The 13,403-nt window shown below is 41.8% G+C and carries 12 protein-coding genes; 5 read left to right on the top strand and 7 right to left on the bottom strand.

Translation table 11 applies throughout. The annotated features are described in order from the left end of the window. Positions 1–38: 38 nt before the first annotated feature. The 4 genes from MHH48_RS17785 to MHH48_RS17800 form a co-directional block, all read right to left on the bottom strand. On the bottom strand, positions 39–353 hold the full coding sequence (locus tag MHH48_RS17785) for a hypothetical protein (protein WP_076323573.1): 315 nt from the start codon (positions 351–353) through the stop codon (positions 39–41). Between the two features lie 186 nt (positions 354–539). Further along, the gene (locus MHH48_RS17790) at positions 540–767 is read right to left on the bottom strand and encodes a hypothetical protein (RefSeq protein WP_076323630.1); all 228 of its coding nucleotides are present in this window, start codon (positions 765–767) and stop codon (positions 540–542) included. A gap of 768 nt (positions 768–1,535) precedes the next feature. After that, entirely contained in the window at positions 1,536–2,072 is a 537-nt protein-coding gene (locus MHH48_RS17795) for a dihydrofolate reductase family protein (protein WP_076323574.1), read from the bottom strand. Positions 2,073–3,019: 947 nt separating this feature from the next. Next, on the bottom strand, positions 3,020–3,463 hold the full coding sequence (locus tag MHH48_RS17800) for a GNAT family N-acetyltransferase (RefSeq protein ID WP_076323576.1): 444 nt from the start codon (positions 3,461–3,463) through the stop codon (positions 3,020–3,022). A gap of 893 nt (positions 3,464–4,356) precedes the next feature. Here MHH48_RS17800 and MHH48_RS17805 point away from each other — a divergent pair. Both MHH48_RS17805 and MHH48_RS17810 read left to right on the top strand, forming a co-directional pair. Continuing rightward, entirely contained in the window at positions 4,357–5,565 is a 1,209-nt protein-coding gene (locus MHH48_RS17805; protein WP_256720614.1) for a hypothetical protein, read from the top strand. A gap of 267 nt (positions 5,566–5,832) precedes the next feature. Then, entirely contained in the window at positions 5,833–7,053 is a 1,221-nt protein-coding gene (locus MHH48_RS17810) for an MFS transporter (RefSeq protein ID WP_076323578.1), read from the top strand. Positions 7,054–7,164: 111 nt separating this feature from the next. Here MHH48_RS17810 and MHH48_RS17815 read toward each other — a convergent pair whose 3' ends face one another. Continuing rightward, positions 7,165–7,527, bottom strand: coding sequence for a helix-turn-helix domain-containing protein (locus MHH48_RS17815; RefSeq protein ID WP_076323579.1), 363 nt, complete (start codon positions 7,525–7,527; stop codon positions 7,165–7,167). 163 nt (positions 7,528–7,690) lie between these two features. Between MHH48_RS17815 and MHH48_RS17820 the strand changes: the two genes are divergently transcribed. Then, positions 7,691–8,017 carry a TetR/AcrR family transcriptional regulator gene (locus tag MHH48_RS17820; protein WP_256720615.1) on the top strand — a complete coding sequence of 109 codons (327 nt, stop codon included), beginning with the start codon at positions 7,691–7,693 and terminating at the stop codon, positions 8,015–8,017. 1,279 nt (positions 8,018–9,296) lie between these two features. Here MHH48_RS17820 and MHH48_RS17825 read toward each other — a convergent pair. After that, on the bottom strand, positions 9,297–9,860 hold the full coding sequence (locus tag MHH48_RS17825; protein ID WP_076323580.1) for a PadR family transcriptional regulator: 564 nt from the start codon (positions 9,858–9,860) through the stop codon (positions 9,297–9,299). 152 nt (positions 9,861–10,012) lie between these two features. Here MHH48_RS17825 and MHH48_RS17830 point away from each other — a divergent pair, with 152 nt between their 5' ends. Next, positions 10,013–11,206, top strand: a complete 1,194-nt coding sequence (locus MHH48_RS17830) for an alpha/beta fold hydrolase (RefSeq protein WP_076323581.1) — start codon at positions 10,013–10,015, stop codon at positions 11,204–11,206. A gap of 714 nt (positions 11,207–11,920) precedes the next feature. Beyond that, a complete protein-coding gene (locus MHH48_RS17835; RefSeq protein ID WP_076323582.1) occupies positions 11,921–12,337 on the top strand; it encodes a DUF3888 domain-containing protein in 417 nt (138 codons plus the stop codon). Positions 12,338–12,553: 216 nt separating this feature from the next. On the opposite strand, the gene MHH48_RS17840 is transcribed toward MHH48_RS17835, so the two are convergent. Next, entirely contained in the window at positions 12,554–13,219 is a 666-nt protein-coding gene (locus tag MHH48_RS17840) for a prolyl oligopeptidase family serine peptidase (RefSeq protein WP_076323583.1), read from the bottom strand. Positions 13,220–13,403: the final 184 nt, after the last annotated feature.

Consider the following 13,403-nt stretch of genomic DNA (forward strand, 5'->3'; position numbering starts at 1 on the left):
ATACACCCGCAAAAGGGTATTATTTGGATGGGGTTGAGTTAGTTCGTTTGGTTAATATCATTGAAAAAAGCGTTCTTCGCTTCGAGTATGGGCTTGGCTTGGCATGCGACTAAATTAAGGATAAGCGTATCTAACCGATCCACAATAAATTCAGTTAGCTCGGCCATGGAAACAGCGATCACAGCTTGCACCGCGTGAGACAAATATTCTCTCACCATGCCGCGGAAGATGACAACGACATTCCCGAGATAAGGCGCGATGGGTTCGCCATATGCTTCATAGAAGCATTCGTGATGCAGGGCTAGCAGGGATGCTTCTAATTCCCGAAAACTACCAGTTTTATGAATATTCATTACCTAAACGAAACGAAGAACCCCTGATAAGTATCATTGGTTCTCATGTGAGAATATCTATAGTTTTTTGAATTATCCTGCCCATTAGCTTAATGAACTAAAGCAGTGAAATGTAGTAAGCCGCTAATTGCGACTTTCAAAGGGAACATCTTCTTATCCCCCGACACATGTACGCACCGGTTCCGGTCATTTATAACACCCCCTCCACTCTTTCATCTTTTTGAAGAAATCGAACTTGATTACATAATCAAAGAGAGAGGTAATTACAACAACTCCAAGTGGAAACATTGCGTATGACCAAGGCGGATTATTTGGAGCTTCACCAGGGGGGGCATCAATTAAAATCTCAAAAAGGACAACACAGTAAATTACGGCCAATACAATACCTGTTACGTTCCTATCTTTTTTGCGCATAGCTATATTGATCACCTCCCTTAACATGAACAACCACTGAAAATAAATCCTCTTATGAAAATTCAAAATAATTATATTGCTTTAATTGTATTCAAACCATTTTCAAGCAACAATATGAGTTGGCCATGCCACGAGCATTCCTCCAAATCCATATGGGTAACTATTCCACAATTTATTTTAACACGAAATTGGATTCTAATGCCCGTTGGTCCGTCCCCGCCCACGCAATGCGGCAGTCGCCGGATTATCGCCGTTTAAGACGGCAAAGTCGGTCAGCAGTCTGAATCCAACTGCCGGCGCTTGGCGGAGGTATATTCATCCATGTCGCGGTGCCCATAGAAAACTGTAATCCATAATTGAATTATTCTGCCCGTTAGCTTAATGAATTTGCATGGAGACCCAATTAGATACTTATCTAATCGGTAATCGGACTATGTTCTTGTCCATTACGGCAATCGGTACAAGTTCTTGTCCTCGACTCGGGACAAGAACCTGTACCGATAAAACAAAAAAGCCGCTAATATAGTGACTTTCAATGGGAATATGTTCTTGTCCTCCGACAGCTATCTTTATCGCTCTGATCAGCTGACGTCTCTTTTTTATTCAACTATCGTTTCCCGTTAGGTCAATCGTCAAATCCATAAATAACTATGTCATTTCGCATAACTGAACAAATTTTAAAAAATAAGGGATCCTCTGACTGCCGCTACAGCCGGAGAATCCCTATTAAAGTAACGTGCCCTTTAGGCCGCTGGGTCAACCGCACAACTAAGCTGGAACGTAGGTCAACCTTATCACCTTCTCGCCAATTCGATCGCTTGCCACGAGGCGCAGCGGCGGCCGCGGACCGGCGAAGAACGGCTTGCCGTGACCCAACACGACTGGATGGAGATAGAGTCGATACTCATCAACGAGACCGAGCTCCGTTAGACTGTGGGCCAACTCCGGCCCGGCAACTTCAATCTCCCCTTCATGCTGAGCCTTCAGCCCACGTATGGCCGCTGCGAGGTCGCCCTCGATCAGAGAAGCGTTCGGACCGACGGACTTTAACGTCCTCGACACCACCCACTTCGGTTTGCTTTGCCACGCCGCTGCGTATTCCCGTTCCGGCGCATCCCATTCAAAATGGTCTCCGTCCCAATACCGCATGGTCTCGTACATGCGGCGCCCGTACAGGATGCCCGCCAGGCCGCGCACGTCGTCGATGAAATGACGGAATAGCACGGGGTCGGGCTGAAATGCCGTGTGGTCGTGGTCGACGAATCCGTCCAGAGACTGGTTCAATGCGAAAACGATCTTTGCCATGCGACTGACTCTCCTCCCTGGTTTTCTCGCACATTCATCATCAAGATTACACGTTCCATATGCAGCCTCCTTTATGTCTACATTTTATCATCCAACAGCATGTCCGGTTTCTCATGGATTGCTAATGTGCACAGTCCTGGCCTGACAGAATACAAATTTAATTTAATGAAGGATGGTAAATAACGAATCGTTTCTGGGAGTACTTCTTCCCTTCCCAAAGGAAAGAAGCAGCTCGAACGAAGGTGATCCATAATATTAAGAACTCGAACAACTTCTGCAGATTTACTCCGAGCCTCTCAGTTGCTGTTAAACCAGTTGCTTATATTAGATTACACGAGATCATTATACCGACTCTTATTATAATTTCTGATCAAGACCATCCATTTAACAAACAGGCTGCGGAAACTTTACATATAAGAATAGAACGATCATCTAAAGTAACCATGCAAGACTGTGGCCACCTCCCCTTTGTCGAGGCACCTCAAGAATTCAATCAAGTAGTTCTTGATTTCCTGTCGCAAAGGATTGAATCATTTTGATTCTACTGGAACTTCCAAAAAAACAAGTCTAGATCATGATTATCCTAGAACGTTCTGTTATTCAACTCCCCTGCCCGTTAGTTTAACAAAGGCAGCCGATCACAATGATCAGCTGCCTTCTTATTTTGAATAAGCTATCGTTTCCCGTTAGCGTAATGGTTCAACTAAACAAAAATCATTTCTTAATGATTAGAGTAATGCTTTTTTGTTCGAGTTGACTTTGCGCGTTTGATTTTTTGTTCCACCAACCATCATTCCATCGATGTTCCTCTAACAGAATTGTTGAATCACAGTAATAGTTATGTAACGTTATGTTTCGCAAAACATTAAACATTTGTGTGCTGTCATAAAAGATATTCAATAGTTATTTAGAAGGCTGTCGATTTCTCGACAGCCTGGACAGAAGAATTACTTCTGCTGTTCATTGTATTTCAAATGTAAAATGGGGTAAGGGCGGCCTGCTCCATCCGTCAAATCTTCACCGGTTATTCCGAAACCACTTTTTAAGTAAAACCTTGTCGCATTCTCATTTTGTTTATTCACATCAACGGACGTGATCCCAAAACCATTGATGCATATTTTCATAATTTGTTTCCCATACCCTTTGCCAATTTTATCGGGATCGAGAAATAGTGCTTCCAAGTGATTTTCATTGATGGCGGTAAAACCAATGATAGAGTCTTCGGCATACCAGAGACGTACATCAAGATGAGGAAAATACATGGGTAATTCTTTTTTGATTTCCTCTTTATCCTTGAAACTCAAAAAATGATGAGTGGCCATTACCGATCTTTCCCAAAGATTTATTATCATATCATAGTCATTAACAGTTGCTTTTCTGTTTTGTATCATTTCGTTCTGCTCCTTTTTCTTTTTAATTTATCACGCTCCTTTCATCACTTTTTTGTAGATGGTGATCGTATATCTCCAATTGATATATGACTTCATGCTTACCACTCTTTTCGGAATTATATTAATCGATTTGCAATCAAACACATTACACTTTAGTTATCTACTCTATCATATTTAGTTGATGCCATTCAATAGCCGTTCCTCTCTTTTACGGTAGAACCATGTTATCCCTAGCTCTATCATTAAATGAAAATTCAGACTGCCGACCATATTCCAGATCGTATCCTTTCGTTTGTAGTGGGCCAGTTCATGCGCGATCACATGTTTAAGCAGTTGTTCATTAACTTTCTGAATGCATTTTCGAATATTTTCACAACGGATCGCGACACAAGTATGACGAAAATACTCCATCATTGTTACTCTTTTTTCTGCTGATCTGTCTCAACAATTTCATTTATCACTTTATCTTGTAATTACCATATTTACTAATGAGATTAACCTTTATCTAGCCGAAGCTAAGCAAAGACAGGCGGTAAAAAGCCGGCTTCATTCATAAGGCTATATTGACCTATCGTCTCCCGTTAGTTCAATGATGGTTCCTTGATTTGATTTATTACATAGTATCTAAATTTGACTTCACATCATTGCTCGAAAATCTTTCCCGCCCTTATTTCATCACAAGACACCATCGGTACATGCAGAGCCGGTCTTTGTATCAAGTCCATTTCTAGTATCAAAATGTATCCTACCCCACAAAAATGTTCCGTTCACACAAAAAAGTGCGTACTTTTCACCAATTAGTAAGGGTGATAACCTTACATACAGAACGATCGATCCACAATTGATTGAGCGACACACGGTCGTTAAAAAAACCATAGGTGAGGTGCTAAGAAATGAAGGAATATCAACTTATTTTGAAAGAGAAGAAGATCGTTTGGGGAGAAACCATAGATATTGAGCGGCTCATTGACAACAAGCCAGTCAACTCGATCAGACAGGGCGTAAACTCGAACATGGATTGGAATTTGCCTGCAGGCGTATATCGAGCAAAAGAGATTGTAATCGAACTCGATAAAATGCTTGAGGCCATGCTGGTTCAGCTGGGCGAACCAGTGAACAGCGATCCGACAGTACTCTTAGATAGCCTGTTAGCCAATTTGGCGATTTCCGGACGCTTGTCTTCTTTGCCCTTAAAATCATTGGAACTCGAAGATCATGCCGGTATAGAGATTAGAGCTCAAGCGGTACGTATCAGAGAACAATTGGTAAGCTGGGCCAGAGAGATCAATGCTGAGAAAAAGACATTGGCTGAGTATGGGTCAGAAACGCTTAGTGAACTGGAATTTCGAAGCCACTGTTATGGTCATCCGCTGACCCCGGAAGCCACTGCTCAGGTTTGGGGACCATTCGGCGGACCAAGGATTATGCAGATTTATAATGAATACTTACACCAATTCGTTTTACTTCGGGATGCCTTGTTGCCATTTGCCAATTGGGAAGAGGTTCCGTTTGAAGTCAAGGAATATAGGGAATTCAAAGGATTGCGTTTTCTGGAGCCATCCCGAGAAGTATTCTTAACGCAACTGTTCAAGAAAAAATTAACACATAAATCGATCATCCAGTATGCACAAAGTGTGGTTAGTTCAGAGTTGGAAAAAGTCGGTTACGGCTTCCAATATCGTCTAGGTACCGTTTTGCCGGCTGGTTTGGGTGAGTCTGCCCGTACGGCATCCCGTTATCTCCTGAGATGGCATCCCGTACAAACGATACAGGTAGAAGATGCAGAAGGTTTGGCCGCGGTCTCCTTCGATTATGAATATGATGATTATTATTCCGCGCCCCGTAAAGAGGCAGGAAAAGGAACACCGGCAGACGACGAATTGCTTCCTGAATATGGGGAGGATTACTATGAACCATCTATTGCCCGGTTGCTTCCAAATACCAGTACAGATCGAACGACCCTACAGTTCAGTTTGGAGATGAAAGGCAACGAGTTTGCAGTAGATCTTGGTCAGCTTTTTAGGGGGCAGCGCTTTTTATATCGGTCACAAAGAAGCAGCTATGCCGGGAGCGAATTTATAAAACGAGAATACATCAACTAGCACCCTGCTGAAGACATTCTCTCGCATTCCGGATTGGTCACCAATGCAGATGGCATCCATTTCATTCCGACTGGCAAAAACGAACTTGTCCTATGGGCTTTACTAGGCAAACTCTATCCCGAAAATGTAGTTTTATTGGATAAAGGAGATCAGGAGGAACTGGAAGCGGCTTATGTTTCCGGCAAAGGCTTCGGTACGCAATTTCTAGTACTGTAAGTCGTGAAATGAAATCCACCGTACATTTTGGATAGAAAGGGAGAATCTATATTGACCAGACAACAAAAGTTTTTGACAATGAATTTATTTTTATTGACCTTTATTCTGGGGACCAGTGAGTTTTTGATGGTCGGATTATTATCTGAAGTTGCCACAGATATGAAAATCGCCATATCGACTGCAGGCTTTCTGGTGACGGCTTTTGCGCTTACCTTTGCTATTGGTACCCCGGTCTTCACAGCATTATTCAGCCGATTTTCCAAATTCCCGCTCATCCTTGTCTTGCTCAGCATATTTATTGTTGGGAATATCGTCACGGCTTTATCAGGATCATATGGCCTGCTTCTGGTGTCCAGAATAATCACGGCCGTAGTTACCGGCGTCTTGATTGCACTCGCGATGTCAGTGGCAAGTGAAGTCATGCCTCCGGAAAAAAGAGGGCCGGTGATCTCCATCATCTTTACTGGTTTCACTGTGGCGAGCGTCCTTGGCGTACCCCTTGGCACTTTTATCGGACAATGGGGCGGGTGGCATTTGGCCTACTGGTTTACCACATTGTTGGGAATCATTTCTTTGATAGCAGGCATCGCAACCATTCCTAGAGGACTAAAAGGAAAACACAGTTCACTCACAAAACAACTCAGATTGCTCGCTTACCCCAGAATTGTGCTTGCTTTCGCCATTATGATGTTAAGTATAGCAGCTACTTATAGCATCTATACGTATTTAGCTCCTTTGCTTCAGGATGTGCTTTTTGTTCCGGCTCGTTATATTAGTCTCATCTTTTTACTGTATGGTGTTGTGTCTATTTTCAGCACGCTAATCGGAGGAAAGCTGGCTATCGGAGACGGGATGAGAAAAATTCGCTATGTGCTTCTGGCTCAAGCTGTCATCTTGGTGTCACTTTATTTTACTTCCGGCTCTCTTGTTGGGGGACTTGTCAGCATCTCATTCATGGCTCTTGTTGTTTATCTTATGAACTCGACGATGCAGTTGTACTTCATTGATTTTGCCGATGAGCATGTTCCGGAGGCAAGAGATTTGGCTTCATCCTTAACCTCCGTTGCCAACAATGTTGGCATTGCGATCGGATCCGCTTTGGGTGGATTTGTCACTACGAACATGAAGCTTATTGATCTTTCCTGGTCTGGTGGGATTGTGGCCGTACTCGCGACAGTGTTGGCATGGGTCAACTATCGTTTGAAGCAAGGAACTGTCAGTACGACTAAAGAGAATAATGCACTGCGTGAGCAATACGAAGGAAATATATAATTAAGACATATAAAGCAGGAGGTAATTTGGAAAAGTACCTCCTGCTTTTCGAATATCAAAAGCAGCCCGATCAAAGGCAAGGTTAATGGTAAATGGGCAGATTGTAGCTTTTTATGCATTCTTGTGATTTGTGTACAATACTTCATCGGGAAAGTTTTCGATATAGTTGGTTCCAAAATCGCATAACATCATGAGCATAGGGGCAAGTTGCTCACCTAGCTGAGATAAGCAATATTCCACTTTTGGCGGTGAAACAGGATAAACCTTGCGAATAATAAGTCCGTCGCTTTCTAGCATTCTTAGCTGCATCGTAAGCATACGTTGGGTTGCTTCAGGAAGTACCCGTCGCAGCTCATTATACCGTACTGGACCTTTTGCTAAGCGGTTTAAAATGGATATCTTCCATTTCCCACTGATTAAGCCGAGTACAATTTCCGAGGTACACCGATATTCTTTGTCTCTAAAGTTTATCATCTGTCGACACATCCTTTTTAGAAAAGATTGTGTAAAAGTAAGTTGTCTCTCTTCAGCCAATTCGAATTACATACCATTCATTCCATATATTATGTTCAAGCACTTAATTCTTGTCAAGGACTTCTGGACCGATTAGTATGAAATTAATAAAGGAGGTCATCTTATGCCGCGAACAGGACATCCACGTACATTTAATCGTGACGAGGCGGTTGCCGCCGCCATGATTCTTTTCTGGGAATATGGTTTTGAATCCACTTCACTGGCTCAGTTAAAAGCCGCAATGGGAGATATATCATCTGCAAGTTTTTACGCAGCGTTTAAGTCAAAAGAAGATCTGTTCCGCGAAGTGATTGATCGGTACACATCGATGTATGGACATGCTTCGGAAACTTTCAAAAATACAAACATAACGTCGAGAGCAGCCATGGAATTGGGACTGTTAGAAGCAGCTCGGAACATCTTGGTCCTTTTTTATCACGGAACAAAGTGAAGCACTACAAGCTGGGAATCGGTACAATTTTTCTTATCACCATGCCCTCAGAGAGAATACATATTATAGAGAGAATACATATTATAATAAGTGCTTTTAGCCTTAAGTAGCCTGAGATAGCCTCTGAGATAAGATTCGAGAAGAAATCCTCATTCCCCTTCCCTTTCCCCTATTCCCTAAAACAAAAAAAGTCGAGCAAATGTCAGATTATAATCCTGGATCTGCTCAACTGTAATACGACCTTATTTGCTTGGATACAAATTTGGTTTAGATCGATGTGAGTATATTTTTCGACTCACAGTCAGGTAAAAATTGCTTTCATCTCCCTTGGCAAGCAGGTTAACGGCCGTTCCAACCCAACCGGCGCTTTGCGCTTCTGGAACTCAGCCATTAACTTGAACATTCCCTCCAAGAAAATCATGGCTATATATAATGAAGTACTCTCCCTTTACCAAGCAGAAAAGGAGAAAGGCGATTTATAAAAAGCGCCCAGAGGAATAATGACAATCACCGCTGAAACGGTATAGCTAATTCCTTTAATCAGTCGAAAACACCCCTGGGCAGAAATGGTCAGGGGTGTTTCATTATTGCCGTTCTTTAATAAGGCCAACCAAACATCACTTGCTTATCCGAATCAAACAAGTTTCGATTACAATCTGCTCCCGGCTGGACGAGGCATCGGTTACTTCAATTAATAGATTAGGGGCCACAGCGAAGTGAGTCCCTCCACTCAACCATTAAAGTTTATTAGATAATTTTCTAATCGGCCAAGTATCCAAGTTCTTGTCATTGAGTTACGACAAAAACCTATATACTTCAAACAAAAAAAGCCGCATATTATGCGACTTTTAAAGCAATCATGTTCTTGTCGTCGGACAATTGGCGACCTACTCACCTGGCTGAAGACTACCGCCATATTTTTCCGTCTAGCTAACCATAAGCCCCCTTTCAAACCACTCCTTTTGGCCACTGACCCATTCATTGGAACAAGCGTTCCAAAGGATATACGAAAGATGAATTCCTGTAGGGTCTCCACGTTCAAACGCTTTTCCCCCCGTAGATCTATTCTATAAAGAAGAATGAAACCCCATGTCGGACAACAAGAACATAGTCGCCTTGAGATTCGCTATTTTAGCGACTTTTTTTATTTTATCAGTACTAGTTCTTGTCATTAGTCAACGACAAGAACTAGTACCGATTGCTTAAAAGGATAAGAACATGGCCCGATTACCGTTAGATGAATATCTAATATTTATTACAATGTGTGCTTACCTGTATTCTAGGTGTCTACTCTATTGGCAAGTGTATGCTGCTTTAACACCTCATGCATCCTATTGCACCAGAGTATACCTGCCTCCTCGAAATTAATCCCCATTTCTATAACAGAAATTGTAGAGAATAAAGGATGATTAACGTCAGGGTTCTGTTCTTGAAAAGACGAGATTCTCTCCTTATAATCCTTTAGCATGTGTTCATGTTGTTCTTTTTTCTTCCGTATCAGCTCAATCAATGCATCCGGACTTACTAACCAAGAACTGTATTGTTTCAACAGAAAGGTGTCTGTATCACCAACTTCAGGAAGCTCTAACACCCAAGACTTTAAGGCGTCAATGCCACTAGGCGTAATTCTGTAAATTTTTCGGGGAGGACGATAGGACTCTTGTTCAATGGCTTGCAGTTCAATAAATCCGGCTTCCTCCAGTTTCGAAAGAGATGGATACAGCTGGTTATTGTTAATTTTGTAGAAATGGGTAATTCTGTTGTTGATCTGCTGCTTCATTTCATATCCGCTTAACGGTTCTCGTGCCAACAATCCTAATATGGTGTACTGGATATTATTCATGAAGTTCTCCTTCCCCTCTCTATCTCTGTGTTCGAGTTCAGCCTTTCAATATATAGGTTAATTATAACATAAAACAATGTTGACACAATGAATGAGATGAGCTAGTATTCTTTAATGGGTTATATATAACATATGTAAGAAGTGTACTAATCATGAAACTTATTTTCGATGATCAGACTTTTTCGTTCGAATTACTTCGCACAATGGGTTACGCAGCTTTTTGTGGAGCGGACGTAGGCGAATGCCTATCTACCGCTTATCGAATCGAGGAAGGCAATTTTGAAAGCTGGTATGGGGAATGGCTTAAGACAGCAATCCGGGCTCATCGGGAAGCTGAAGAGAGCAGCAAGCAAGGCAATAAGACCAGCGCGAGGGAATTCTACTTGCGTGCATCTAATTGTTACCGTACTGCTGAATTTTTTCTCCATGGCAATCCGGAGGATAAGCGTATTCTTGAGACATGGAGTCTTAGCCGTAGCACATTCAGACAGGCGCTTTCTTTGCTTGATCATCATTGGGAGATTGTTTCGATTCCTTATGAAGATACAGAGCTGCCGGGGTACTTATATTTAGCCGGGAATCAGCCCAGGCCTGTCCTGATTGTTCACGGTGGATATGATTCCACTGCAGAAGAGCTATATTTTCAAGTCGTTACCTCTGCTTTAGAAAGAGGCTATCATTGCTTGGTATTCGAGGGTCCTGGACAAGGAGCTGTTATCCGCGAGCAGCGAATTCCATTCAGGCATGACTGGGAGGCTGCTGTAACTCCAGTGGTCGATTACCTGACCAAGCGCCCAGAAGTCATCTCCGACAAAATAGCGTTAATGGGTATTAGTTTAGGTGGGTATTTGGCTCCGCGCGCGGCTGCTTATGAACACAGGCTCGCTGCATGCATAGCAAATGACGGTTTATTTTCCTTTCAAGTGGGGGTCATGGCTGAGGCGTTGGGTATAAATACAAGTGACAAATCCGATTTAAGTTCACCAGAGACGGAGAACTTAATCGCGTCGATTATGGCCAAAGATACAGGCACTCGATGGGGAATTGAAAATGGACAGTTCACGTTCCTTGCAACGAATGTAGAAGAACTCGTGCGCAAAACTGAACCCTTTACCTTAGAGGGTGTTGCTGAGCAAATCATGTGCCCGGTACTCGTGTGCGAAGCTGAGCATGATCATGCCTTTGCAGGACAACCTGAACGATTATTCCAATCTTTAAAGGGTTCCAAAACATATATGAAATTTACTGCAGAAGATTCTGCTGAAGAACATTGCCATTTTGGAGCATTGAAATTGGCTAACCACCGCATGTTCACCTGGTTAGATCAAGTTTTGAATAAAGATTAAGTTTCTTTTAAAGTATACCGAAGCTAGGTGAAGATTACATCACCTCTTAAGTGCCTTTCCCCAACACAGGAAAAAGGCGTTTGTTTTTCTGAAGTTGTCACAGAGCTGCCTGTTCCATATGTATGTTCTGTCTTTATAGCAAAGGAATCAAGTTCTTTCCTCAGATGGGAACAAGAGCCTGATTCCTTAAATCCTGACCACCCGTCCAACGGGTGGTTTGCTATTGGGGTATAACCCACTCAATGGGTCTATGTTCTTGTCCTCCGACAACAAAACTTTCAGTTTTATTGATGCTTACTTGAATGTACCTATTTTGGGAAGCTACACAAAAGCCGCTATAATAGCGACTTTCAATGAGACTATGTTTTTGTCCCTCGACATCAACAAAACTTAGATTTTTTTATCAGTAGGAAAAGTACCATTTAAAGAACTTAGCATTCAATTCCCTCCAATTTCATTTTTATATAAGTATTCATTGGATTGGTGGGTAAAACCTTCATCCTTTGTCCGTTGTATTGACAAATATATCCATCAGATACTTAAACTGCTACTACACTATCCTGCCCGTTGGCTGAATAGGCTGCCGATTATGTCGGCAGCTGTCTTTTTGTGTGTTGTTATCTCCCGTTAATTCAATAAACACATACTTTATTCAGAAAAGGTAACAATATAATTAATTTAATTAGATGAAGTCGTTAAGAGGTGTATTGAAAAATGAAAAGGATCCTACTCACTTTTATGCTATCCCTTGTTTGTATTAATTGTTTTCAAACAACAACCTTTTCTTCAAACAAACCAACTCAAGACTCTGAAGAGCTTAGGTTACAGGATATGCTTATGAACTTACTTTCTCCTTTTATTGAGAAAGATTTGCATAACTATTATTATCCGAAGATTTTTAGTGATATCTCACCTGTTATCGCTCCCTGGAAAATTGAAGTGATTGAAACAAGAAGAGTAAATCATTTCCGTGGCTTTATATTGGAAATTACATTTGAAATTGAACCTACAGATGGTGGACACTGGATCCCAATAGGGAAGGACCGAATGACCTATGAAATTTCTTCTGGACCTAGGGTTAAATTGATTAATCATACTCACCTATCTACATATAAATATCCTCCAGAATAATTACAATATTATATTTAACGCATTCCGTCGTGAAATCATATCGGGAAATGTTCTTGGCATCAGTCGGAAATGTTATCAAGTTCTTGTAATTGTGTTTTGACAAGAACTTGATAACATAAATATATAAAGCCGCATAATCAGAGGCTTCTAATGTTACTATGTTTTTGTCACCCGAAAAGAGCTGCCGTCGAGCAAGTTTCCGTTAGTGTAACAACTTCATTTCCTTACCATTAAAGAATGACCTAGAAACCAGCTATATAATTCCGGATTATCGTATGTTTCTGTCCAGGAGTTGTGATTCGACTTAGGATAAATTGTGAAAGAGACATTTCCACCGTTTTCGCGAAGTGCGTCTACCATTTTTTTTGATTCAGCAATGGGCACTATATCATCCTTCGCGCCATGGAATGCCCAGGTGGGTGTTCCTATTAGTTCATGTACACGGTTGGGGTTACCTCCACCACATATTGGAGCGATAGCCGCGAACCTTCCTGGATATTCTGCTGCTAAGTGCCACGTTCCATAACCACCCATGCTTAGCCCCGTCAAGTATAACCGATCTGGATCTACGTTGTAGTTTGCAATGATCTCATCTACTAATGCCATCAATCCGTCTTGTTCAGCATTCCAAAAAGAATCCTCCGGGCATTGAGGGGAAATCGTAATGAATGGAAAAGAAGGATCGCGTTCTGCTATCATAGGAATTCCATGTGCTTTTACCAACTCCAGATCATCTCCACGTTCACCTGCCCCGTGAAGAAATAAGATTAAAGGCCACTTAATTGAGGATTCTTTTTCATAATGATCTGGCAAATGTAAAAGATATTTCATCCGCACTCTTTTTGTTATTTCTTTATCCAAATTATTTACGGTTTGACTCATTGTATCTCCCTCACTTTAGTGATATCTCCCATAGGGGTAAAAATAGAATTTCCCATATTCCCCGGAAATCCTTCAGTTGTATTTTAGCCTTAAACTGAACAGTATAATCGGAACTTTTTAGTTCGACCATTTCTTTCCCCTGCTTAGTATAGCTACCATCAGGATATCTGATAGCGAGTCGCGG

Source organism: Paenibacillus sp. FSL F4-0100 (assembly GCF_037993005.1).
Taxonomy (GTDB): domain Bacteria; phylum Bacillota; class Bacilli; order Paenibacillales; family Paenibacillaceae; genus Paenibacillus_AQ.

Excerpts from the sequence above, each read along its gene's own strand:
- MHH48_RS17785 (WP_076323573.1), bottom strand. The coding sequence starts at position 353 with ATGAATATTCATAAAACTGGTAGTTTTCGGGAATTAGAAGCATCCCTG.
- MHH48_RS17790 (WP_076323630.1), bottom strand. The coding sequence starts at position 767 with ATGCGCAAAAAAGATAGGAACGTAACAGGTATTGTATTGGCCGTAATT.
- MHH48_RS17795 (WP_076323574.1), bottom strand. The coding sequence starts at position 2,072 with ATGGCAAAGATCGTTTTCGCATTGAACCAGTCTCTGGACGGATTCGTC.
- MHH48_RS17800 (WP_076323576.1), bottom strand. The coding sequence starts at position 3,463 with ATGATACAAAACAGAAAAGCAACTGTTAATGACTATGATATGATAATA.
- MHH48_RS17805 (WP_256720614.1), top strand. The coding sequence starts at position 4,357 with ATGAAGGAATATCAACTTATTTTGAAAGAGAAGAAGATCGTTTGGGGA.
- MHH48_RS17815 (WP_076323579.1), bottom strand. The coding sequence starts at position 7,527 with ATGATAAACTTTAGAGACAAAGAATATCGGTGTACCTCGGAAATTGTA.
- MHH48_RS17820 (WP_256720615.1), top strand. The coding sequence starts at position 7,691 with ATGCCGCGAACAGGACATCCACGTACATTTAATCGTGACGAGGCGGTT.
- MHH48_RS17825 (WP_076323580.1), bottom strand. The coding sequence starts at position 9,860 with ATGAATAATATCCAGTACACCATATTAGGATTGTTGGCACGAGAACCG.
- MHH48_RS17830 (WP_076323581.1), top strand. The coding sequence starts at position 10,013 with ATGAAACTTATTTTCGATGATCAGACTTTTTCGTTCGAATTACTTCGC.
- MHH48_RS17835 (WP_076323582.1), top strand. The coding sequence starts at position 11,921 with ATGAAAAGGATCCTACTCACTTTTATGCTATCCCTTGTTTGTATTAAT.
- MHH48_RS17840 (WP_076323583.1), bottom strand. The coding sequence starts at position 13,219 with ATGAGTCAAACCGTAAATAATTTGGATAAAGAAATAACAAAAAGAGTG.